This is a genomic window from Paraburkholderia megapolitana (assembly GCF_007556815.1).
GTDB classification, from domain to species: domain Bacteria; phylum Pseudomonadota; class Gammaproteobacteria; order Burkholderiales; family Burkholderiaceae; genus Paraburkholderia; species Paraburkholderia megapolitana.
In genome coordinates, this window is the sequence record NZ_CP041745.1 from 1514336 (window position 1) to 1537308 (window position 22973).

General features: G+C 62.2%; 23 protein-coding genes and 1 tRNA gene. 13 read left to right on the forward strand and 11 right to left on the reverse strand.

Going from position 1 to position 22973, the window contains the following annotated elements; all coding sequences use genetic code 11:
* Positions 1–5: 5 nt before the first annotated feature.
* From FNZ07_RS20230 to FNZ07_RS20240, 3 genes are all read left to right on the forward strand, one after another.
* On the forward strand, positions 6–449 hold the full coding sequence (locus FNZ07_RS20230) for a GNAT family N-acetyltransferase (RefSeq protein ID WP_091019052.1): 444 nt from the start codon (positions 6–8) through the stop codon (positions 447–449).
* Positions 450–771: 322 nt separating this feature from the next.
* Complete coding sequence (locus tag FNZ07_RS20235; protein WP_143098167.1) at positions 772–2070, forward strand: hypothetical protein; 1299 nt, start codon at positions 772–774, stop codon at positions 2068–2070.
* 426 nt (positions 2071–2496) lie between these two features.
* Positions 2497–3519, forward strand: coding sequence for a hypothetical protein (locus tag FNZ07_RS20240; RefSeq protein ID WP_091019048.1), 1023 nt, complete (start codon positions 2497–2499; stop codon positions 3517–3519).
* A gap of 162 nt (positions 3520–3681) precedes the next feature.
* Here the strand turns inward: FNZ07_RS20240 and FNZ07_RS20245 are convergent.
* Positions 3682–3772, reverse strand: a tRNA-Ser gene (locus FNZ07_RS20245).
* A gap of 211 nt (positions 3773–3983) precedes the next feature.
* On the opposite strand from FNZ07_RS20245, the gene FNZ07_RS20250 reads away from it, so the two are divergent.
* Positions 3984–5486: an MFS transporter gene (locus tag FNZ07_RS20250; RefSeq protein WP_091019046.1), complete on the forward strand. Its 1503-nt coding sequence runs from the start codon at positions 3984–3986 to the stop codon at positions 5484–5486.
* Between the two features lie 8 nt (positions 5487–5494).
* On the opposite strand, the gene FNZ07_RS20255 is transcribed toward FNZ07_RS20250, so the two are convergent.
* Positions 5495–6418, reverse strand: coding sequence for an EamA family transporter (locus FNZ07_RS20255; RefSeq protein ID WP_177228335.1), 924 nt, complete (start codon positions 6416–6418; stop codon positions 5495–5497).
* A gap of 131 nt (positions 6419–6549) precedes the next feature.
* Here FNZ07_RS20255 and FNZ07_RS20260 point away from each other — a divergent pair, with 131 nt between their 5' ends.
* Positions 6550–7455, forward strand: coding sequence for a LysR substrate-binding domain-containing protein (locus tag FNZ07_RS20260; RefSeq protein ID WP_091019041.1), 906 nt, complete (start codon positions 6550–6552; stop codon positions 7453–7455).
* A gap of 23 nt (positions 7456–7478) precedes the next feature.
* On the opposite strand, the gene FNZ07_RS20265 is transcribed toward FNZ07_RS20260, so the two are convergent.
* Positions 7479–7640 (reverse strand): DUF1328 family protein, encoded by a 162-nt coding sequence (locus FNZ07_RS20265; protein WP_091019039.1) that lies wholly within the window; start codon positions 7638–7640, stop codon positions 7479–7481.
* 329 nt (positions 7641–7969) lie between these two features.
* Positions 7970–8614 carry a LysE/ArgO family amino acid transporter gene (locus FNZ07_RS20270; protein ID WP_091019037.1) on the reverse strand — a complete coding sequence of 215 codons (645 nt, stop codon included), beginning with the start codon at positions 8612–8614 and terminating at the stop codon, positions 7970–7972.
* A 98-nt stretch (positions 8615–8712) separates the two neighbouring features.
* On the opposite strand from FNZ07_RS20270, the gene FNZ07_RS20275 reads away from it, so the two are divergent.
* Positions 8713–9606 carry a LysR family transcriptional regulator ArgP gene (locus FNZ07_RS20275; protein WP_091019035.1) on the forward strand — a complete coding sequence of 298 codons (894 nt, stop codon included), beginning with the start codon at positions 8713–8715 and terminating at the stop codon, positions 9604–9606.
* Between the two features lie 7 nt (positions 9607–9613).
* Here the strand turns inward: FNZ07_RS20275 and FNZ07_RS20280 are convergent, their stop codons facing one another.
* Together FNZ07_RS20280 and FNZ07_RS20285 are read right to left on the reverse strand one after the other, a co-directional pair.
* A complete protein-coding gene (locus FNZ07_RS20280; RefSeq protein WP_091019033.1) occupies positions 9614–9844 on the reverse strand; it encodes a helix-turn-helix domain-containing protein in 231 nt (76 codons plus the stop codon).
* Positions 9845–9870: 26 nt separating this feature from the next.
* Positions 9871–10821, reverse strand: coding sequence for a LysR substrate-binding domain-containing protein (locus tag FNZ07_RS20285; RefSeq protein WP_091019031.1), 951 nt, complete (start codon positions 10819–10821; stop codon positions 9871–9873).
* 119 nt (positions 10822–10940) lie between these two features.
* Here FNZ07_RS20285 and FNZ07_RS20290 point away from each other — a divergent pair, with 119 nt between their 5' ends.
* Positions 10941–12113, forward strand: a complete 1173-nt coding sequence (locus FNZ07_RS20290; protein ID WP_091019029.1) for a M20 aminoacylase family protein — start codon at positions 10941–10943, stop codon at positions 12111–12113.
* A gap of 121 nt (positions 12114–12234) precedes the next feature.
* Complete coding sequence (locus FNZ07_RS20295; protein WP_245811727.1) at positions 12235–13533, forward strand: MFS transporter; 1299 nt, start codon at positions 12235–12237, stop codon at positions 13531–13533.
* 83 nt (positions 13534–13616) lie between these two features.
* On the opposite strand, the gene FNZ07_RS20300 is transcribed toward FNZ07_RS20295, so the two are convergent.
* From FNZ07_RS20300 to FNZ07_RS20310, 3 genes are all read right to left on the reverse strand, one after another.
* Complete coding sequence (locus tag FNZ07_RS20300) at positions 13617–14519, reverse strand: hypothetical protein (RefSeq protein WP_091019025.1); 903 nt, start codon at positions 14517–14519, stop codon at positions 13617–13619.
* A gap of 122 nt (positions 14520–14641) precedes the next feature.
* Complete coding sequence (locus FNZ07_RS20305; RefSeq protein ID WP_091019023.1) at positions 14642–15055, reverse strand: hypothetical protein; 414 nt, start codon at positions 15053–15055, stop codon at positions 14642–14644.
* Between the two features lie 18 nt (positions 15056–15073).
* Positions 15074–15460, reverse strand: coding sequence for a MerR family transcriptional regulator (locus FNZ07_RS20310; protein WP_091019190.1), 387 nt, complete (start codon positions 15458–15460; stop codon positions 15074–15076).
* Between the two features lie 88 nt (positions 15461–15548).
* On the opposite strand from FNZ07_RS20310, the gene FNZ07_RS20315 reads away from it, so the two are divergent.
* From FNZ07_RS20315 to FNZ07_RS20330, 4 genes are all read left to right on the forward strand, one after another.
* Complete coding sequence (locus tag FNZ07_RS20315; protein WP_091019020.1) at positions 15549–16457, forward strand: alpha/beta fold hydrolase; 909 nt, start codon at positions 15549–15551, stop codon at positions 16455–16457.
* A gap of 155 nt (positions 16458–16612) precedes the next feature.
* A complete protein-coding gene (gene mug, locus FNZ07_RS20320; protein ID WP_091019018.1) occupies positions 16613–17143 on the forward strand; it encodes a G/U mismatch-specific DNA glycosylase in 531 nt (176 codons plus the stop codon).
* 53 nt (positions 17144–17196) lie between these two features.
* Entirely contained in the window at positions 17197–18135 is a 939-nt protein-coding gene (locus FNZ07_RS20325) for an aldo/keto reductase (protein ID WP_091019017.1), read from the forward strand.
* A gap of 37 nt (positions 18136–18172) precedes the next feature.
* Positions 18173–18559 (forward strand): nuclear transport factor 2 family protein, encoded by a 387-nt coding sequence (locus FNZ07_RS20330; RefSeq protein ID WP_091019015.1) that lies wholly within the window; start codon positions 18173–18175, stop codon positions 18557–18559.
* Between the two features lie 51 nt (positions 18560–18610).
* Here the strand turns inward: FNZ07_RS20330 and FNZ07_RS20335 are convergent, their stop codons facing one another.
* Both FNZ07_RS20335 and FNZ07_RS20340 read right to left on the reverse strand, forming a co-directional pair.
* Complete coding sequence (locus tag FNZ07_RS20335; protein ID WP_091019013.1) at positions 18611–19897, reverse strand: MFS transporter; 1287 nt, start codon at positions 19895–19897, stop codon at positions 18611–18613.
* Positions 19894–20886 (reverse strand): PRC-barrel domain-containing protein, encoded by a 993-nt coding sequence (locus FNZ07_RS20340; protein WP_091019011.1) that lies wholly within the window; start codon positions 20884–20886, stop codon positions 19894–19896. Before FNZ07_RS20340 ends, FNZ07_RS20335 begins: the two co-directional genes overlap by 4 nt.
* A 508-nt stretch (positions 20887–21394) precedes the next feature.
* On the opposite strand from FNZ07_RS20340, the gene FNZ07_RS20345 reads away from it, so the two are divergent.
* On the forward strand, positions 21395–22789 hold the full coding sequence (locus FNZ07_RS20345) for an NCS2 family permease (RefSeq protein WP_091019009.1): 1395 nt from the start codon (positions 21395–21397) through the stop codon (positions 22787–22789).
* Positions 22790–22973: the final 184 nt, after the last annotated feature.

Below are 22973 nucleotides of genomic sequence, written 5' to 3' on the forward strand. Positions count from 1 at the left end.
TCGAAATGACGATCAAGGTTCGTCGCGCCATCCCCGAGGACCGGCCGGCATTGAGACAACTATTTTTACAGGGGCGCCGTGAGGCTTTTGAGTGGCAAGCGCCAGAAAAATTTTCGCTTGAGGACTTCGACGAACAGACACAAGGTGAATTGCTGCTGATCGCTGAAGACGAATCGTCGCATCCTGTCGGCTTCATTTCGGTCTGGGAGGAAGATAGCTTCATTCACCATCTGTACGTGGCGCGAAGCCATCATCGCAAAGGAGTCGGCAGGGCGCTTCTACGCGCGTTGCCACGTTGGCCAACCTTGCGCTACCGGTTGAAGTGTCTCGTGCTCAACACATCGGCACTCGCGTTTTACCGCGCATGTCGCTTCACTGAGATCGGCTCGGGCACGTCGGAGGATGGAGACTACGTGCTCCTGAAATCGCACGACGAGCGTAACGGTTGATGCTGCGCGAGGCGTTTGACGTGCCTGCCTGGGCATAAGCGTGTCACATGCTTCGTGTGTAGTTCTGCCATCGTACCGGGTCTACACGCTGATCGTCGATTCATCAGAGTGGAGTTGTGTACGTCACGAAGAGAGGTGCCATATGTCTTCGCGTTCTATGACGCGCCATGTTTTCGCGATCGGTTTGATATTTGCGCTGCTTACGCTGAGTGAGTCTGCGTCGTCGGTACCTGTAGCGATGGCCGCGGACCAGATCGCCTGTACGCGATGTATCAACATCCGTGTCGGGGTTCCGCGAGTAGTGCGCGGCCCGGCAGCAAATATGGCCGATAACCACTTCACGGAAATCGCACTGCCGAACAGACAGTTTCGCGGTTTCGACGCGCACAACGATACCCGTGCAATCGATGGTCGCGATCCGGCCGATATGGGTGGTCCCGAACGCACTGTCATGGGGCCGGGCAAACCTTCAAGCTACGATTCGTGCGGGCGGTGGCTGGATCATGCGGAAATCGATGGAGCAACGACGCTCGGCTTCGTGCATGCGGAAACTGCCTGTGACTATGCAATCGGGCAGACCCACATGTCGATGGCAGCGGCCGTCTCGAACGACGGCGGCCTGACATGGCACGACCTCGGACAGATCATCACCGGTACCGATGCTCCCACTGCACGCAAAAACACCGGTGAAGGTGATTGCACTGTTGCGAACGGTCAGGATGGATACCGCTACGCTTACTGCTTTCGCCCGAGAGATGGCGGACTAATCGTTGCGCGCTCGCCTGTCTCTATGCCGGGTCCGGGGCACTGGACGAAGTTTTTCCAGGGCGCATGGGATCAACCTGGGCTGGGCGGCGATGCGACGCGGCTGGCAGGTGGGTCGGGTGTCAGCGTGGCCTGGTGGACGACCGGGCACGAGTTCGTGTTGACGGGGTGGGTAAAGGGCGGATTGGGGCTCTTCCTCACCATCGACCACACGACGCTTGTACCATTGTCCGAACCGTTGTTAGCCGTCGATCCCGGACAGTGGGCACGACCCGCACCATCGGAGCTGATCTTTTATCCGGTGCTGCTCGACGCAGGCAATGGGAGCAATCAGTTGTCGAACAGGTGGATGCTCGTCTACGCCTATATTCCACCGAATGCTGACGGAAACCAGAAATACCTTGTGTTTCGCGACGTGACTGTGTCGCCTGTCAGCGATGTGACGGAGCCTCATGTAGGTGTGCAACTCGCTCGCTGGTATGCACCGACGTTACATGATCGCTGGTCGACAACGGCGGCGGTTCCAGCTAAAGACAATGTCTACACACTCGACACCACGTCCGGTTACCTGATGACGGCCGCACCAGGTGGGGTAGCGTCTGTGGAACTCGAAGATTGCGTTAGTCAACGTCCCGGTCATCCGGATCATCTGCTTGCAGAAAAAGGTTTTTGCGAGGCGCATGCCTATCAGCGGCTTCGTACAGCAGGTTGGGTCTACGCACAGTCCGCACCGAATACGATCCCGCTTTATCGTTGCTATGACGCGCGTATGCAGTCGCACTTTGCATCCAATACTCCAGATTGCGAAAAGCTCGGTGCGGCTGAACGTCTGCTTGGTTATGCGTTGAAGCAGTGAGTGCACGGAAACTCAGTTGCTCTGTGTTTCTCGTCCTAGCCGTGGAGCATGAGATGGAAAATGCATAGGTTGCCTCAACACAGCAGGTAACTCGCGCGGCGTCTGCAGTCTTCACGAGAAAACGTTCAACCGATCCACGGTGCATCCCTGTAACGGGCGAGGCGATATAAATTGCAGAAGTGGTCCTAAAGGTCGCACTGCATTCGATCTACATATTTCGCCATGCGTACTATATGCATGCATATGAGGGTTCGTATTCGTGCATCAATTTTCGCTTCAGGGGCATTGCGAAAATACGTGTCAACCATCCTCAATGAAGCGAACGTTGTCGGCTCGAATGCTCTTGGAAGCCCACCACGCATCTGAGAAAAATCAGGCTAGATGTGCGTTAGCTAAAGTCCCCATCACACTCTGAGAGGATGTCAAATGAACCCGAGTAAACAGTTGTTATCCATCCGGCATTTATGGCTGTTCGTCTCTGCATGGTTGCTCTTGCTGGTCTTTACGTCGTCGCACGCTGCCGGGCCTTTGGCGCCCACGCGTCAGCTCACCACCGTAGGCTCGCTAAGCGAGACGTCGCGCCCCGCTAACGTACCGCTCGAATACGTCGTGACGCCGAACGGTTACTTCTCACCCGATTGCGTCCAGACCATTCATGCGGGCGAAAGCTTGCGCGCGGACGCGAGCATCCGTCAGAGCAACGGGACCATCCGCTCAGCGGCGAAATGCGGTCGTGCGCACTTCGACCGGCAGGGTCATAGCATCGCGCCGACAGCAGCCGGTTCGCTGTCATCGGCGGCTGCGTCGGGTCCGAAGCAACCGACGTACACGGGCTGGATCGAGAGCGTCAACTATCAGAACGGCAGCAATGTCGGTCGTCTGCAAGCCAGCTGGACCGTACCGTCGACTCCGAACAATGTCGCGGGGCAGACAGTGTTTTTCTTTCCCGGGCTGGAGCAGACCCCGAACGTACAGTCGATCCTGCAACCGGTGCTTGGCTTTAACGGCTTTGGCGATAACGCCTGGACCATCGCGAGCTGGAACTGCTGCACGGCCGGCACAACGACCCATACCGATCCGGCCTCGGTTTCGCCGGGCGACCAGATCCTGGGCGACATGTATTCGCTGTGCGGGGTGGGTGTCTATGATTGCGGGTCCTGGTCCATCGTCACTCAGGACACGACCAACGGTCAGAGCGTGACCTTGAACACTGCGCCGCAGGGCGAGTTGCAATGGGTGTTCGGCGGGACACTGGAAGTGTATGGGGTGAGCAGTTGCGATCAGCTACCGCCTCAGGCAATGACGCAGTTCTCAGGCGTTACTGTCTGGGACACCAACGGCAATGTGTTGTCTCCGTCGTGGCAGGGCGGTTACGCGAGTTCGTCGATTTCGCCGCAGTGCAATTACAACCTTGCTGTGGATCCCAGCGATGTGTACCTGTACTACTGATGACGTAGGCGTGTACTGCTGACGTCACCGAGTTGTCCTGGGGCGCCGCCGCGATTGGCGTTCCGGGATTTTCCCTGCGTGCGTGAGAAGCTGTCGATTCGCCGTTGAGCCTTGTACGACCTGGCTCTACGGGATTGCTTGAAAGTACTGAAAGGGTAATCCTGGCGGAGAGACGGGGATTCGAACCCCGGATAGGTTATTAACCTATACACGCTTTCCAGGCGTGCGACTTAAACCGCTCATCCATCTCTCCGGTGGACGCGCATTATAGCAAACTCTGGATCGTGCGCCACCCCGGCGCCGACGGGGCGAAACTGCGCAAAGCGAAACCGCTGTAGGCCACACCCGTCGCCCACCTCCCCAATACGCGATTTGCATAGTCGAATTCATCGTTTGGGTGCGCACGGGTGGCTCGGTAGCATCGGATCTTCGAATCTATCCGGTCGCCCTGCGCCTGCTGAATCATGTCCACTGTCACGCTTTTCCCATCCGCGCACGAAGTCGCAGCGCCCGACCCATCGCATCCGTCGCATCATGCCGTCATCCGCTCCGCACAGGACGTCTCGCGTCTCGTCAATGCGGGTGCGAAACCGGGTAGCCACGCGCGCATCGTCATCGCGATCGCACTCGGCGGCGTGTTCCTCGACGCTTACGATCTGACGTCGCTTGCCTATGGCATCAAGGACATCGCGCGGCAGTTCGCGCTGAGTCCCGTGCAGGTCGGTTTCGTCGCATCGGCAATTACGTTCGGTGCGATTCTCGGCGCGGCGCTCGGCGGTTATCTGACGGACCGCATCGGACGATATCGCGTGTTTATGGCCGACATGCTGTTCTTCGTCATCGCAGCGATCGCGGCGGGCCTTGCGCCGAACGCCTGGGTGCTCGGCGGCGCGCGCTTTCTGATGGGCTTCGGTGTCGGCCTCGATCTGCCGGTCGCGATGGCGTTTCTCGCGGAATTCTCGCGTGTGTCGGGCAAGGGCAACAAGGCGGCCGCCGTCGCGGCATGGTGCCCCGCGTGGTACGCGGCCACGAGCGTCTGCTATCTGCTGATCCTCAGTCTGTACGCGATATTGCCGCCCGCGCATCTTGGCTGGCTGTGGCGACTGACGCTGGCGTTCGGCGCGGTACCGGCGCTGGTCATCATCGCGGTTCGCAGCCGCTATATCAGCGAGTCGCCGGTGTGGGCCGCGAATCAAGGCGACCTCGAGGGCGCGGCGCGCATCCTGAAGCGCACGTATGGCATCGAAACGGTGATCGAGCGCGACGCCGCACCCGTTCGCGCACCGCGTGCCGCAACCTGGCGCAACTACGTGGTGCTGTTAAACGCAACCTATCGTCGGCGTACTGTGCTGGCCGCGGTGATTGGTGCGGCCTCGTCGTTCGGCTATAACGCCGTGATCTTCGGCTTGCCGGTGATCATCGCGAGTTTTCTGCAGCAGGGACCACTCACGACGATCGTCGCATCGCTTGCATTGAATCTGCTGTTTGCGTTTGTCGGCGGTCTGATTGGTGTGCGCACGGCCCACAGTGTCGGCGCGTGGAAGATGACGTTGCTCGGCGTCGCATTGCAGTTCGTCGCGTTGATCGGGCTTGCGTCGATCGGCAAGCCGGCCGCGCCGATGTACATCGGCTTAGCCATTCTTCTGCTCGGCGCGTATCTGTTCGGGCAAGGCTTCGGTCCCGGCTCGCATTCGATGACCTACGCGTCGCTCAGCTATCCGACCTCGCTGCGCGGTATCGGCGTCGGCTTCAACCAGGCGCTCGTGCGCACCGCATCGACGGCGTCGCTGTTTCTGTTTCCGGTGCTGGCCGCGGCGCTGGGTACGAAGGTTTTCTGGGTCATCGCACTGGCTCCGTTGACTTCGCTGCTGACGTTGCTCGCCATTCGCTGGGAGCCGTCCGGTTACGACGTCGATGGCGAGGACTATGCCGACGTTGCCGACGTCGTCGCGCAGAAAGCGGCCTAGCGCAATCGTTAGCGCGTAGCCGTTGCGATCACCCCAACGCTCGCGCACACGACGCACACCATGCCGACGAGTTGCAACACGCTCATCGGTTGCCGCAGCACGACGAACCCCGCAAGCGCGCCGATTGCCGGTTCGACGCTCATCAGGATGCCGAACGCCGCGGCCGGCATCTGCCGCAACGCGACCATTTCGAGCGCGTAGGGCAGTAGCGGAACGAGCAGGGCAAGGCCGGCCGTCGCGGCGAGTTGCATCGGTGGAATGTGGCCGCCGCTGTCGATCAACCCGAACGGTGTCGCGACCAGCGCGGCCGCGATCAGTGAAATCGATAGCCCCTCAAGGCCTTCGAACGCAGCACCGGTTTTTTTCATCAGCACGATGTAGCTGCCCCAGCCGAGCGCGGCACCTGCTGCCAGCAGTACGCCAAGCGACTGCGCCACCGATCCGCCGATCCACCCCGTACCGCTGCGCGCGAGCAGCAGCACACCGGCGATCGCGAGCAACGGCCAGACCAGCGCGCGCCAGCGACGCACGCCTACGGTCGCGACCGTCAGCGGACCGAGAAAATCAATCGCGACAGAAAGCCCCAACGGAATGCGTTCGATCGAGGCAAAGAAGCACAACGTCATGCCCGCCATCGCGATACCGAGCGCGAGCGCGGCTAACCAGTGTGCGCTCGCGTAGCCGCGCAGCTTCGGCCGTACCAGCACGGCGAGCACGATAGCGGCCCAGCAAAGCCGTAGCCACGTCGTGCTGAGCGAGCCGAACGCGGTCATCGTGGGGGCCGACAGTGCCGCGCCGAACTGCACGCTCGACATCGACAGCATGGCGAGCAGGGCCGCCATGCCAAGCGCGCGGCGCGACCTCGTGGGCGGTGCTGGGAGTGCGAATGTCGGGTGCGAGGAAGGCGGCGAACCTAGCGTGTCTTCAACCATGACGGAACCTTTGATGAACCTGCAACGAAGCTGCGGCGCGCCCGCAATAAAGCGCATTCGCCCCATCATATCGGCGCCGACCTGATTAAGATAAGCTGATATTCCTTATAGTCGTATCAGGGATGCTGATAATGCGAGACCTTGATAGCGCGCTCCTGCGCGCATTCGTGACAGTGGCGGAGACGGGAGCAGTCAGCGCCGCGGCGGCGCGTCTCGCGCGGACCCAGGCGGCAGTCAGCATGCAGTTGCGCAGGCTGGAGGACGAAGTGGGTCAGCGGCTGCTCGATCGTTCGCCGCGCGGCGTGCGACTGACGGAAGCGGGACATCTGCTGTTGCCGTACGCCCATACGATCCTCGGCGCTTCTGCCGATGCCCGTCGCGCGTTGAGCGCGGGGCAGGTGTCGGGCACGGTGCGTCTCGGGATGCTCGAGGACATCGCGGTCGGTCGTCTGCCGCGCGCGCTGCGGCGTTTTTCGGTTGCATATCCGCAGGTCGCGCTGGAAATCGTCGTCGATACGAGCAGCGTGTTGTCGACGCGGCTCGCCGAAGGCGCGCTCGATGTGATCGTCGCCGATCCGGCGCTCGTCGATGCGGTGCCGCTCGTTAGCTGGACCCAGCCGCTTTTCTGGGTCGGTGCGCGCGGCTTCGATGCGTTCGCCGAAGACGAGCTGCCGGTCGTCGCATTCGGCGGCGGGTGTCTGTGGCAGCAGAGCGTGTTGACCGCGCTGCGCCGTGCGGGTGTCGCGTGGCGCATCGTCTGCACGAGCACGAGTCTGCCGGCGGTGCAGTCGGCAGTGGAGGCTGGGCTGGGCGTGTCCGTGCTGCTCGACGGCAACATCCGGCATGAGTCGATGCGGGTGCTGGGGCGTGGCGATCGCCTGCCCGAGCCGCCCAGCGCCGACTTCGCACTGTTCATGCGCGAGACGCCCGGCGCGCAGGCGGCGGCAGTGCAAACGCTGTACGACTTCCTGTGCGAAGAGTTGAACATCGGTGCAGCTGGCGGCGCCGCGCTGGAGCACGACGCTGCGTCGCACTGATCGAGTTGTGTCCGATACCCACATCAACGTCGGATAACCCCCATCAACAAGGTCACGAAGAAGATCACGACAAAGATGAAGAACAGGACTTTGGCGATTTCCGCGGCACCGGCCGCGATGCCGCCGAAGCCGAATACCGCGGCGATGATGGCGATGACGAAGAAGATTGCAGCGTATCGAAGCATGAGACCTCCCGCCGATGGCTGGCTGGAATAGTTTTAGGGTTGGCGGCCGGCATCGGGTGTGGTTCGCCGGACCGCGACATGCCTCAGCAATTGCTGTACCCAGCCGTGTCGAACGCTGCGATTTGCCGTTCGTGGTGTGTGCGGGCAAGCTCGCGGTTCGAGTGCGCTGCATGAACGGAGCGACTCGAACCGCCTGAGTGACATCGCGATATGACACGCGAAGAATGAAAAACTACCTGTCCTCGACAAACAGGATGCAGAAGATACCCGTCAGTGCCCGCGTTGCCGGTTTGCGGGCGCGCTACGACGGAGCGGCATCGTGCGCTCGTCTAGCGCAACTGCGTAACAGCAATCAACAGAACCATGCTGCCAATCGCACCGTCGAGCACACGCCACGCACCCGCCCGTCGAAACAGCGGTGCAAGTGCGCGCGCACCATAACCGACACCGACGAACCACACCGCACTGACGACCATCGCGCCGAGCGCAAACGCCGTGCGTGCCTCGATCGGCTCACGCGCGCCGGCGGTACCGATCAGGAGAAACGTATCGAGGTACACGTGCGGATTGAGCCACGTAAGCGCGAGCGTCGTCAGAACGATCGACCAGGCGCGCTGGGTTTGCTGGCGCGTCGTAGTCGGAGTCATAGTCGTAGCGTTTGCCGCGTTCGCATCGAGCCCAACGTGTCCCGGCCGCCATGCGCGGCGCAAAGCGCTAATACCAAACCACGCAAGATAGGCAAGCCCCGCGTACAGCATGGCATGCACGAGCGTCGGATAGCGCTCGACAAGCGCCGACGCCCCACCGACGCCAGCCGCGATCAACGCGAAATCCGACAGCATGCACACAACGATGATCTTGCCGATGTGCGAACGCATGATGCCCTGTCTGAGCACGAACGCGTTCTGCGCACCGATCGTCACGATCAACGACGCGCACAACGCCGCGCCATGAGAGAAAGCCAGCCAGGACATAGTCGATCCAGTAGACGGAAGGTGGGGAGACGCGCTAGTCTGTCGCATCGACGGGAGTAACAAAAGCTAATTTCTCTAACACAGATTAAGGAACGCTAATGCTCGACTACGCACTGCTCGACGCACTGGCCGCGGTGGTGCGTCATGGTTCGTTCGATCGCGCGGCGAAGGCGTTGAATGTCACGCCCTCGGCGGTGTCGCAGCGGGTGAAGCTGCTCGAGGAACGCGTGGGCAGTGTGCTGGTGAAGCGTGGGCAACCGTGCGTCGCGACGGCTTCGGGCGCGCTGCTGTGCCGGCATACCGAACGCGTGCAGTTGCTCGAAGCCGACCTGGGCGGCCGGATGCCCGCGCTACCCGGCGCACAGGCAGGCGCCTGGCCGACCTTGCGCATCGGTGTCAACGACGACAGTGTCGGCACATGGTTTCTCGACGCGGTGGCCGATTTCTGCATCGAGCGATCGGTTCTGCTCGATCTCGTCATCGACGATCAGGACCACACCGCGCAACATATCCGCGATGGCAGCGTGCAGGGCGCGGTGACGACCCAGGCGGAGCCGGTGCAGGGCTGCCGCTCGGTGCGGCTTGGCAGGATGCGCTACCACGCGGTCTGTTCGCCGGCGTTTCATGCGCGCTACTTTGCGGAGGGCGTGGGTCGCGACGCGTTGCGCAGCGCGCCGAGCGTCGAGTTCAATCCGAAGGATCAGTTGCAGAAGCGTTTTATCCGGCGCATCACGCGGGCAGATATCGATCCGCCGATGCACTGGATTCCGAACGTCGCAGGTTTTCTGCGCGCGTGTGTGATCGGGCTTGCGTGGGGTATGTGTCCCGAGCGGATGATCGCGCCTTATCTGGCGAGCGGCGAACTCGTCGAGATCGCACCCGGCAGGCATGTCGACATCGATCTGTACTGGCAGAGCTGGCGGCTGTCGATCGAGTGGCTCGATGACTTCGGCGCGATGCTGCGCAAACAGGCTGTGGATTATCTGGATTAGTGGTGGGCTACAACAACAACTTGGCCTTGTTGACTCCGCGGAACTGCCCGCGTAACACTTTCGATAGTTCCGGTTGAGTCATGCCGAGTATTTTGGTCGCTTCCTGTCGAGTCCAACTTCGCTCTTTGATGAGCTCGCCGATCTTCGTGACAAGCTGCGCTTTCACCCACATTTGTTCGGCATCAGGAATGCCAAGGTCGGCATAGATGTTGCCGCTGCCTTTTTCAATCTCGATCATTTCCATTCTCCTTTCGCTGCGACAGCCTACAACAGCAACTCAATCGAATGAAACAACCGCCGCATATCCGGGTCCCGCGAGCGCGCACCTTCGTCGATCACCTCGTGCAGGCAGTCGAGAAAACACCTGCCAGCCGGCCCCGGCGGCGAACTGCGTCGCGCGGTGACGCTGACCGTGGTTTCATCGACAGTCTCGCGCAGCGGTAACGCGCACAGATTTTCCTTCGCCATGCTCAGCTCGACGAGCGGCCACGGGCAGATGCTGAGCATGTCCGTGTGAGTAATCAACCCGGTCAAAATCGCAAACGAGTGCGCAAGATGGATCGTGCGCGGCACGCGCATGCCACGCCGCAGAAACAGGTTGTCCGCCATCGATTCCCGACTTGCCGGGTCCCAGTTCAATACCCATTCCGCGTCTTCGAGTTCGAGCAGCGATCGGCAGTTGGCGAGCGGATGGCCGCGCCGCGCGATCACCGCCGAATGCGTCGAAAACAGCGGCTCGTGATGAAACTCCGATTGCGGCGACGCGGGCGGTGGCCGACCGATCGAGAAATCGAGCGTGCCGTCGCGCAGCCGCGGCTGCACGACCGCAAGCAACCCTTCGAAGAATTCGAGCTGCACCTCGGGCATGCGTTCGCGAAAGCGCAGCACGGTGGCCGGCAGAAACGTCAAGGCGACCCACGGCGTCACGCCTATCGACAGCTTGCCGGCCGCCGCCCCGCGCATCGCATCGAGTTCGGCTTCGGCGCGCGCGAGCTGCCCAAGCACGAGCCGCGCATGGACGACGAGCGCCCGACCGTATTCGGTGAAGGTAATGCCGTTGGTATTGCGGATCACGAGCGGCGCATGCAGATCCGCTTCGAGTTCGCGCACGGCCTTGGTGACGGCTGCCGGCGAAACATCGAGTGAACGGGCGGCGGCGCGCAGGCTACCGGTATCGGCGATTGCCGCAAGCGTGCTGAGCTGGTGAAGTTTCATTGACGGAAAGCCGGGTGGGGGGGGCAACCACAGGTTGCCGTTGCGACGATTCTACGCCTGCCCGTCAAAAATATCGGGGGCTATGCTGGCCCGATACCGACATGGATGGAGGCAGGAGCATGAACACGATGGTTATTCCGGCTGGCATTGCCGGTCTCGAAGCGGAAATGATCGCTCTGCGGCAGCAGATTCACGCGCACCCGGAACTTGCATACGAAGAATTCGCCACCGCCGATCTCGTCGCCGAGCGCCTCATGCAGTGGGGTTATACCGTCCATCGCGGGCTCGGAAAAACGGGTGTCGTGGGGCAACTGAAAGTAGGCAGTGGCTCACGCCGCCTTGGTCTGCGCGCCGATATGGACGCACTGCCGATCCACGAGCAGACCGGTCTGCCGTACGCGAGCACGATCCCCGGCAAGATGCACGCGTGCGGCCACGATGGTCATACGGCAATGCTGCTTGCTGCCGCAAAACACCTCGCGCAAGAACGCACCTTCGACGGCACGTTGAACCTGATTTTTCAGCCCGCCGAAGAAGGACTCGCCGGCGCAAAGAAAATGCTCGAAGACGGTCTGTTCGAGCGCTTCCCGTGCGATGCGGTCTTTGCGATGCACAACATGCCCGGTTTTCCTACAGCCAAGTTCGGTTTTCTGCCGGGGCCGTTCATGGCCTCGTCGGACACGGTGATCGCGAAGGTGATCGGTCGCGGCGGCCACGGCGCGGTGCCGCACAAAGCCATCGACCCGGTTGTCGTGTGCGCGCAGATCGTGCTCGCGCTACAGACTATCGTCGCGCGCAACATCGCGCCGCTCGACATGGCGATCATCACGGTCGGCGCGATCCATGCGGGCGAAGCGCCGAACGTGATTCCCGAAAGTGCCGAGATGCGTCTGTCGGTGCGCGCGTTGAAGCCGCAGGTACGCGACCAGTTGCAGCAGCGCATTACCGAGGTGATTCATGCGCAGGCCGCGGTGTACGGCGCGCGTGCGGAGATCGATTATCAGCGGCGCTATCCGGTGCTCGTCAACGATGTGGCGATGACGAACTTTGCGAAGCAGGTCGCACTCGACTGGGTCGGCGACGACGGCGTGTTGCCGGACATGGTGCCGCTGACCGGCAGCGAAGACTTCTCGTTCCTGCTCGAACGATGCGCGGGCAGCTATCTGATCATCGGCAACGGCGATGGCGAGGGCGGCTGCATGGTGCACAACCCTGGTTACGACTTCAACGACGCGTGCCTTGCGACGGGCGCGGCGTACTGGGTGCGGCTCGCCGAATCGTTCCTGGTCTGAGCATGCCCACGATGCAGGATGTCGTAACTGGAAGGAGACAACGATGAACTATCCAGCCGCACCAACCGCACCGACCGCACCGACCGCACCGACCGCACCGCCGACGGAGCCCGGGCACGACATGTTGCACGACCGCGCGACGACCTCCGCGGGCCGTGCGAAAGCGATTGCCGCAATCACACTCGGCAACGGCCTCGAGTTTTTCGATTTCACGATCTACAGCTTCTTCGCGACGATCATCGGCAAGCTGTACTTCCCGGTGGAAGGGGAGCTTGCGCAATTGATGCTGGCTGTCGGCTCGTTCGGCGTCGGTTTCATCATGCGTCCTGTGGGCGGTATCGTGCTCGGCGCATATGCGGACCGGGCCGGTCGCAAGGCGGCGATGAGCGCCACGCTGTGGATGATGACGCTCGGTTCCGCGATGATTGCGTTCGCGCCGACGTATGCCGCGATCGGTGTGGCCGCACCGCTGCTGGTGATCGCGGCGCGGCTCGTGCAGGGCTTTGCGCTCGGCGGTGAAATCGGTGCGTCGACGTCGCTGTTGCTGGAGTACGGCAGCGATCGCACGCGCGGCTTCTACGGTAGCTGGCAGTTCGTGAGTCAGGGGCTCAATACCGTGTGCGGATCGCTGCTAGGCGTGGCGCTTGCGGCATGGCTGTCGCCGCAGGCGCTCGAAAGCTGGGGTTGGCGCGTGCCGTTTGTGATCGGCATGGCGATGGGGCCGGTTGGCATCTATATTCGCCGTCATCTCGACGAAACGTTGCCGTTGCCGCCGGCGGGCGTGGCGCAGACGGATCTCGCGGCCATGAAGCAGCCAGTGCGGGAGATCTTCAACGGGCATTCCGCCGCGGTCGTATGCGGTGTGCTCACGACGATCGGTGGTACCGCCGCGAACTACATCGTGCTGTTCTATCTGTCCACCTACGCGATCCGCATCCTGCATCTGCCGATGGCGCTCGCTTTGTGGGCCGCGTGGACCGCGGCGGCGGTCACGGTGGTGTGCTCGCCGTTTGCCGGAGCGCTATCGGATCGCGTCGGCCGCAAGCGCGTGATGTGGATCTCGCGCGTGCTGCTGATCCTCGCGGTGTATCCCGCGTTCATGGCGATCAACGCGACGCCGACCGTGCCGGTGCTGCTCGCCGTGGTGGCAGGGCTCGCGGTGCTGGTCGCGTTTACCGCGGTACCGAACATCGTGATGTTGCCGGAGCTTTTTCCGCGTGCGATCCGGGCGACGGGGATGTCGATTGTCTACTGCATCGGCGTGTCGATCTTCGGTGGGTTTGCGCAATTCTTCGCGACGTGGTTGATCCAGCTGTCGGGCAATACGTTGGCGCCTGCGTGGTATCTGATCGGCTGCAGCCTGGTGTCGTTGTTGCCGCTGCCGTTCATGCGTGAAACGGCGGGTAGGGCGATTGATTGATTCGGGGCAGTGGGTTGGGGTGCAGACTCGCGGTTGAATTCGCTGTTGCGTTCTATTGCACGCCATATTCGTTCGACCAGCCATCAACCAGCCAGATCGCGAACCGGTTTCGCTTTGTCGTTAAACCACTTCGTCAGCCCCACATCATCCCATCCGCGCGCGATGGCTTCGGCTTGCCGCAGCCGCTCGACGCCCTCCGCTTTGCGCGAAAGACCGATCAGTGCACGTGCGGACTCAAGCAGCAGAAACGCGCGATCGACGTCTTCGGAACCGTTCGTCTCGATCAGTTGCCGACCGCGTTCGGCGGCTTCGAGCGCGTTCGCGTAATCGGCGATGCGGTTGAAAACCAGCGCGCACAAATAATCGGCGCGCTCGTGATTGACCCATGTTCCCGCGCGCTGCCAAAGCATCCGTGCCGCTGCTGCCCCTTGAACCATCGCAGCGCGCACATCGGCATGGCCGAGCGTTTCATCGTCCAGCTCGATCAGCGCGGAGACGGCATTGTTCAGGCTCGCAGCAACCGCAGCGTCGACGCCGCTCGCATCGTTCCACTGCTCGACGCCCCCGGCAATCGAGAGCAAAGCCACCGCCGCTTCAAGCGCGCGAGCAGGGCTGATGGAGAAACTGATAGCGGACGCGCGCACCGCGATAGTTGCCTGGTCTGCGCGTATGCGATCCTGGACCATGCGGCGTTCCAGCGCGATGCCGGCAAGCAGATTGCCACTGAGATGCGCGGCCACGGCGGCGTGGCGAAGCGCGGGTTGCGGCAACGACGTATGCCGCGAAATGGCCTTTTCAATCAACTCGTGAGCCTCGGACCAGTGACCGAATTTCTCGCCAATCACGTGGTCCACGAGCCATGTGAAACGGCCGAGCTGATCTGCGGGTACATCTTGATCAACCATCCCGTGAAGCGCCGCGGCTGCCGCTTGAGGTTCGTCGTCGTGGTTCTGCATCAACAGGCTGAGGTCGTCCGCAATGGTCACGTTGCTAGTTTCCTGTTTGAGCCGCAGTCAGCCGAAGCAGACTTTGGAGAGCTGTGGGAAGGATTGAGCATGAAGCTTAATGCAAGATTTAGTCTTCTTTGTCCCATCGCCAGCGGACCACGTTACCAATGCCAGCTCCAGCGGCTAAGCCAGGCTACGAGTGCCAGTCCCACGACAATCGCGACGATCGCAACCAGCAGGCGGCGCCACGCGGACAATCCGTTCGCGTCCGGGATGATCTTGAGCGAAACAAGAGCGATGCCACCATAGAGAGCGTAGAACGCTACCGCCGCACCCGCTAGAGCTGCAACCACAGTCATGAGCCGCATGGAGTCAATCACATACCAGGGAAACGAGCTGGATTCCCAGGGGTTGCCGGCGAGGCTGTAGTTGCTGAAATCCCGGTACACGAGAGCGCTAACGATCATCAGAATAAAAATGCTGGCGACGCAGAGCGCGCAGACAATTGCGTAGGCGACGATGACGATCTTTCTGCCTGCGACGAACCAGGAAGGTAAGGGGTGGGCGTTCTCCATGACACTCCTTCGCGGAAATTAGTCTAGAGGCGGAACTGCTCCATCAGCCAGCGTCTTCAGCAGGCGCGCACGACGGCGTTCGAGATCGGCAATCTGACGCTCGATCGAGGCCAGGCGTTTGCGTTGAGCCGCGGAGGTTTCAGGGCATGCACCCGCGCCTTCGATCATACGCATGCAGTCGGGAAACGAGCGGATATCGGCCAGGCTGAAACCCGTCGCGATCATGCGCTGAATCTGCCTGACCTGCGTGACGGCTGCCACTGGAAACACCCGGTAGCCATTGGTTGCGCGAACAGAGGTTAGCAGGGCGTGTTCATCGTAATGACGGATCGAGCGCACGCTTGCGCCGGTCTCTCGCGCCAGTTCGCCGATGGATAGCAACCTTTGTTCAATAGATTGGATCATGCGAAAAAGCATAGCACTTATCGCTTGACCCTCACATCAGTGTCAGGCTCCAGACTGTGAGCGTCTTAACGTTCCAGGAATACAACTCATGCTCTACAAAACTCTTCGTCACGCGCTTGCGGCGTTCGCAGCGACGGTTGCCACGCTCGCAGTGTCATCAACGGCAATCGCGGATACAAAAAACTATACGGTCACCGCGCCGGACGGCGTCGCACTGGCCGTCCAGGAATCGGGAAACCCACATGGGCCTGCTGTCGTGCTGATTCACGGATTGCTCGGCAGTCGTTTGAACTGGGATGCACAGGTCAACAGTGCCGAGCTGCAGCGGTATCGCATCATTACCTACGATCTGCGCGGCCACGGTTTATCCGGCAAACCAGTCGGGGCCGAAGCGTATCGCAACGGACGGCATTGGGCCGATGACCTCGCCACCGTCATTGCGTCGTCGCATGCGAATCGACCTGTGCTGGTCGGGTGGTCGTTGGGCGGCGCCGTCATATCGAACTATCTGGCCGCATTCGGCGACAACCAGATTGCCGGGGCGGTGTATGTCGACGGTGTCATCGAACTGAAAGCGGACCAGATTGTGGCGCGTCCGCAGGTCTATCGCGACATGACTTCAGCCGATCTGAAAACCCACCTCGATGGCGAGCGCACGTTCCTGAGCCTGTGCTTCCACACGCAGCCCGACAGCTCCACCACCGAGCGCCTGCTTGCAAACGCGGCGATGGCGTCGTGGGACATGCAAAGCGCCGTTCAGTCGATGACGGTCCCTGCTGCCGAGGGCTTAAGCAAGATCAAGGTGCCCGTGCTGCTGCTCTACGGCGAGCAAGACGCGCTTGTGAACACGCGCGGCGCAATCGCCCGGGCGAAAGCACTCGATCCGCACATTCAAACGAAGCTGTACGCAAATTCAGGTCATGCGCCTTTCATGGAAGAGGCGGATCGTTTCAATCACGATCTGGCGGCTTTCATCGATAGTGTTGCGACGCACTGAGTCGATATCCGGGAGTCAATCGACGATCGCGCTGTTACACCGACGCAAAAGACAATTGCCGGCTGGCATGTCCATGGTGTCGGGTCGCTGCGGTAAGCTGGGTCATCGCTCGACAACACCGGTTGGCGGGCCTCCTTTCAAGGACAGGTTCGCCCATGAATGCCGTCGATTCCCTGCCATCTCTCGTCGACATCCTCGAGCCTGGCCTTTCGCTCGTGTTTTGCGGAATCAACCCGGGTATCCGTGCGGCATCGACGGGTCATCACTTTGCAGGCAGAAGCAACCGGTTCTGGCGAGTCGTGCATCTTGCCGGCTTTACGCCCGAACAGATTCGTCCCGAAGACGATCGCACGTTGCTTCAGTACGGTTACGGTCTCACGGCAGTGGTTCCGCGGGCCACTGCAAGTGCCGCCGAACTGTCACGCCCGGAGATCGAACTGGCTGGGGATGACTTCCGACGCAAGATCGAGCAGTACGCACCACGCCACATTGCGTTTCTGGGAAAGATGGCGCTCTCGGCGATCTCCGGTACACGCGATATCGAGTGGGGGCTGCAAACCAGATCGTTCGGCGGTGCACGCACGTGGGTCTTGCCGAATCCAAGTGGATTGAACCGGGCGTTCGACCTCGATGCACTGGTCGTCGCCTACCGGGAAGTTCGCATCGCATTGACGTCCGGCTCTTAAACATGAGCGCCGGTCTTTCTTCGCAGGACATGAAGTAGTACGGAGGTGTCACCATGATTGAGTCGACCGATTTCCGCAGCAAAACCCTGGCGCTAAATCACGGAGACGGCCGTATGCCCGCGCTCGGATTCGGCACGCTGATTCCCGATGCCGCCACCACGATCAGCGCGACCAGAGACGCACTGCGCGCCGGCTATCGACACTTCGACGCCGCCGAGCGCTATCGCAACGAGCGCGAAGTTGGCGAAGCGCTGCGCACAGAACGCGCTGCAGGAGGGATCGCACGCGAAGACCTCTTCCTCACCACCAAACTGTGGAATACCAATCATCGGCCCGAGCGCGTCCGGCCGGCCTTCGAGGCAAGTCTTGAAAGACTCGGCATCGACTACCTCGATCTGTATCTGATCCACACGCCGTTCGCGTTTCAACCAGGGGAAGAGCAGGACCCCCGCGACGAAAACGGCGCGGTCGTCTACGACGAAGGAGTAACCTTGCTCGATACGTGGAGAGCGATGGAAGCGCTCGTCGATCAGGGGAAGTGTCGGGCCATCGGTCTATCCGACATCGGTCTCGACAGATTGCGCCCGCTCTATGAAGCGGCACGGATCAAGCCGTCGGCCGTGCAGATCGAAGCGCATCCGTATCTTCCGGAAACGGAACTGCTGGAATTCTGCAAGGAGCACGGAATCGTGTTTCTGGCCTTCGCGCCATTGGGTCACGGAATCCGGCCGGGACCGCTCGAAGATCCGGTCATTGTGCGGATCGCCGCGCAAACCGGTATAACGCCTGCGCAGGTGCTGCTGGCGTGGGCGGTTCAGCGCGGTGGTGCGTTACTCACCACACCGAAAACCGAGGCCCGTGCGCGCGAGAATTTCACTGTCTCGGCGCTTCCCGCCGACGCATTCGACGAGATCAACCGGATCGAGACAAGGCAGCGGTTCAACGAAGTCGTCAAGACGGGTAGCCCGGGGTTTATTCCGCGGCGCACGTAACCGATTAGCGTAACAGACGGGTATCCGGAGGCACATCATGCAGGAAGCACAAATACGCGAAATCCTGAATGCGCACTGGCAGGCGTCGGCGGCCGGCGATCTGGAAGCGGAACACGACATCTACGCCGACGATTCGATCTGCGACTATCCGCAGTCACGCGAACGGATTCTCGGGCGAGCCAATTTGCAGGCGCTGCGCGGACATCATCCAGGCAAGCCGTCGGGGTTCGAGGTCACGCGGATTCAGGGCGAAGGCAATCTCTGGGTTTCGCAATACTCGATCAACTACCAGGGGCGAGCCGCCTACACGATCAGCGTCATGGAGTTCCGCGACGACGGCAAGGTCGTGCACGAGACGCAGTACTTTACGGACCCGTTCGAAGCACCGGCGTGGCGCAGCCAGTGGGTTCAGAAGATGCCGTGACGCTTGTCGTCATCGGCATCGTCATCGGCATCCTCGGTCGTCGAGGCAAGACTAGTCCGCGGATCCCGCAGCAGCAGGTGCGTCGCCCGTAGCGCCTGCTGCCGCTTCTTCGGCACGGTGCGCATCGCGAGTCTCGGGCATCGCGAGCCAGACGAGCAGCACCGCGAGCGCCCCGGCCGTCGCGAGCCCGAAGAAGCTGGTGGCATTGCCGAAGTGATCCGCGACGAAGCCCGCGGCCGCTGTACTGAGCGTTGCACCGATGCCCGCCGCGAGGCCGAACAAGCCGATACACAGGTTGTAGCGTCCCTTGCCGCCGGCGACGTCGGCCGCGATCAGCGGCAACATCACACCGAATACCGCCGCGCTTATCCCGTCGAGCATCTGCACCGGCACCAGCAGAAAAGGGCTGCTCACACCCGCAAACAACAGCGCACGCACCGGCAGCGCGGAGAAGCCGATCAGCAGGATCGGCCGGCGTCCCCAGCGCTGCGCAGTGCGTCCGACCCATGGCGAGAGCATCGCGACGATCGCCTGCGGCACGATGATGCACGCGGCAATCACGAGCTGCACGTTGTCGCCCATGCCGGCAGTCACTTCGCCGGCCGCGAGATTCAGCATCGCCGCATTCGACAGATGGAACAGCACGATACAGGCCGCGAAGGTCAGCATGCGGCGATCGCGCAGCAGCTCGAGCAAGGTCTCGCGCTCGCCCAGCGCGTCTGTTTTTGCACTGGCTTTGTTCGGCTTGACGGCTTTCGCGGGCGAGCTGGTGTACTCGGACTGGATCATCGCGAGTGCGACGAGTGCGGGCAGCGCCAGCCCGGCGGTTAGCCAGAACACCGCGCGCGCCGAGAAGTATTCGCCGAACAGACCCATCAGGCCGGCCGCGACCGCACTGCCTATCGATGCCCAGCGTGCATTGCGCCCAAGCCGGTCGCCGAGATCCTGACGGCCCACGAGCGCGAACGAGATTGCCGCCATTGCCGGCACGAGCATGCAGCTCGCGAAGCCGTGGAATACTTCCGCGGCGATCACCGGCAACACCGTCGGACTCGACGCGAGCAAGACCGCACTCAGAATGATCGCGACGATTGCCCAGGCAGCAGCCCCTTTCTTGTTCTTCAGCGCATCGACCGCGGCGCCGCCAGGCACCTGGCTGACCATTGCGCTGATCGTGCCCACCGACAGCACCATGCCGATCTCACCCTGCGTCCACTTATGCGAGGCGAGATACGACGCGATGAACGGCCCGAAGCCCGTTTGCACGTTGGCCACGAAAAAGTTGAGCCAGTCGAGCGCGCGCAGGCTGCGGGTATTGACCATAAGCGGGTTCGTCATCTCGACGCCCGGGCCGGCGAGGCCGCTGCGGGTGGAGCAGTTGGGGGAGCCGCGCTAGCGGGCGCAGCCGCGACCGGCACCACAGGAGAAACCGCCTGGATTGGTTTGTCCGACGCGTAGGGTGGCGACGCCTTGATCTGCGCGTCGTTGAGATCGAGCAGGGCGTGCAGCAGTTTATCTTTGGTGACGAAGCGCAGCGCCGACCAGTTTGCCGCGATCGTGCGACGGTCCGGGCTCACCATGCCGCTGACGTCGAGGACGACGGCCTGCGGTTGCGCGCTACCGTCGATCAGCACATCGACCACGCGACCCACGGCGGCGCCGTTCGGTCGTTCGACGGTCGTGTCGAGCAGCGGCAGTTGCGTGGCCGTTACCGGCACACCTGCGCCGGCGCGCTTCGGGCGATCGGCGAGCGGCAGCTTGCCGACCGGCACATCGAGTGTGATCGGCGAGCCATGGCCGCCCGGCGTGAAGCGGAACACGCTCCACGGAAAGCTCACCTTGCGGTCGCCGATACCGAGAAAGCCCTGCAGATTCACGATCATCTCGTTGGGCTTGCCGCCCGCGTCGGCAACCAGGTCGACCGCGCGGCCGATCACCTTGCCGTCGCGTCGCTGCACTTCGCTGTCGAGCAGCGCATGCGTCTGGCTGCGATCGATCAGACGCGTCGTGATGATCGGCGCAGGCGGCGGCGCAACCGGCGCGGACGCGACAACGGGTGGCGGCGGTTCGGGCTTGTGCGGCTTGACGGTCGGGTGCTTCGGTTTATGCGGCTGGTCGTGTCCGGTCGTTTCGGGCTCTTCGGGTTCGGGCTCGGATGCCGCGACCGGTTCGCTGGCGGGTTCCACCGTGCTGACGAGCGCATCGGTGACCGGCGCGGGCTGCTGCCCGTGGAACAGCGCACAACCTGACAGCACAAGCGCGGCGAGCGCACCGGGTAGCAGGGGAGTTGGCAGACGCAAAGCTGGACGTGGCAAACCGCCGCTCATCAATGAGTACTCCATGGGCCGCGCGGCGCACCTGTGGCGCCGCGGCATTGATCGATAGATAGGGCGCAGTTTAACCTGCGGCGGCGCATCGCCTCGTTCAGCGCGGCGATGCGTTGGCGTTAGCGCGCGACGCGAGGTAAGATCGGCGCCGTTCGCTTCCGTTCAAAATCGCTGTACGTGCAGGCCGGAAGAACGACATGCGGTCATGCGTTACAGCAAGCCGGCAGCAATCCGGCGGCGATTCCGCCGCCGTCCGGCCGTAGGTGTAAACACGCGGCGCCTGCCCGCATACTCCCGTCCCTCCCGCGATATACGCCCGCTGACATGCCGGGCATGCCGTCCCTGCGATGGGAGGCCCGCTTGTGTTCGCCTACCCTTCGGGACAGCAAAAAAGAACGCTGCAGCGGCGCGCTGCAAGCCGAACCCGCAGCACATAAACCCAAGAGACGAACCCTGACGACGGCTGCACGCCAGCCGTTTCAGCATGCTGATAAAGGAGGCATTCGCCATGATGGAACCCCACGCACACCCGCTCGCCGATGTCGAAACCCGGACGTTCGATCCGGCGTTCGGCAAACAAGGTCTGCTCGACCGCTACTTCGAAATCAGCGCACGCGGTAGCACGCAACGCCAGGAATTCATCGCCGGAGTGACGACGTTTCTCGCGATGGTGTATTCGGTGTTCGTCGTCCCCGGTATGTTCGGCAAGGCGGGCTTCGATACGAGTGCGGTGTTCGTCGCCGTGTGTCTGACCACCGCGTTCGGCTCGTTGCTGATGGGCATCTGGGCGCGTCTGCCGATCGCGATCGGTTGCGCGATCTCGCTTACGGCGTTCACCGCATTCGGTCTCGTACTCGGCAAGGGGTTGCATCCGACGGTCGCGCTTGGCGCTGTGTTTCTGATGGGCGTGGTGTTCACGACGATCTCGGTGACCGGCGTGCGCGCGTGGATTCTGCGCAATCTGCCGACAGGTATCGCGCACGGCACCGGTATCGGCATCGGCCTCTTTCTGCTGCTGATCGCCGCCAACGACGTCGGTCTCGTGATGAAAAACCCGGGGCCGGGGCTGCCCGTTTCGCTTGGCCATATCACGTCGTTGCCGGTGCTGATGTCGGTAGCTGGGCTGGCGGCGATTGTCGGTCTGGTGCGTCGCCGTGTGCCGGGCTCGATCCTGATCGTGATCGTTGCGATCTCCGCGCTGGGGTTGCTGCTCGACCCTGCGGTGACGTACCACGGTGTTTTCGCGTTGCCGTCGCTGAGTGCGCCGGGCCATGCGTCGCTGATCGGTGCGATGGATATCAAGGGCGCGCTGTCGCTCGCCGTGCTGCCAAGCGTGCTCGCCCTCGTGATGACCGCCGTGTTCGATGCGACGGGCACGATCCGCGCGGTCGCGGGCCAGGCCGGCCAGCTCGATGCGAATGGACGCATCATCAACGGCGGCCGCGCGCTGACCGCCGATTCGCTCAGCTCGATCTTCTCCGGTTTTCTCGGCGGCGCACCGGCTGCTGCGTATATCGAATCGACAGTCGGTGTCGCGGCGGGTGCTAAAACGGGAATGGCGGCAGCGGTTGTCGGGTTGCTGTTCCTCGTCGTAATGTTCTTCTCGCCACTCGCCGGATTGGTGCCGTCTTATGCGACCGCGCCCGCGTTGATGTACGTCGGGCTGCTGATGCTGTCGAGCGTCAGCAAGCTCGACATGGACGATATGGTCGACGCGATGTCGGGGCTCGTGTGCGCGGTGTTTATCGTGCTGACCGCGAATATCGTGACCGGCATCATGCTCGGTTTCTGCACGCTGGTGATCGGGCGTATTGTCAGCGGCGAGTATCGCAAGCTCAACGTCGGTACGGTGGTGATTGCGGTGGTGCTGGCGGCGTTTTATCTTGGCGGCTGGGCGATCTGAGCGTTGCAGCCGTAACGTCTTTGTTCGGTGCATGCGGCCCGCAATCGGCGGGCCGCGTTTGATCGCACTGTCTGCTTACACCCGGTCGACCCATTTTCGCGCGTGTCTTTTTCACGCGGAGGCAGCGCCCGAAGCCGACTCGCACTACACTGGCACGCATCGTCCGCGAACGGGATGCGTGTGC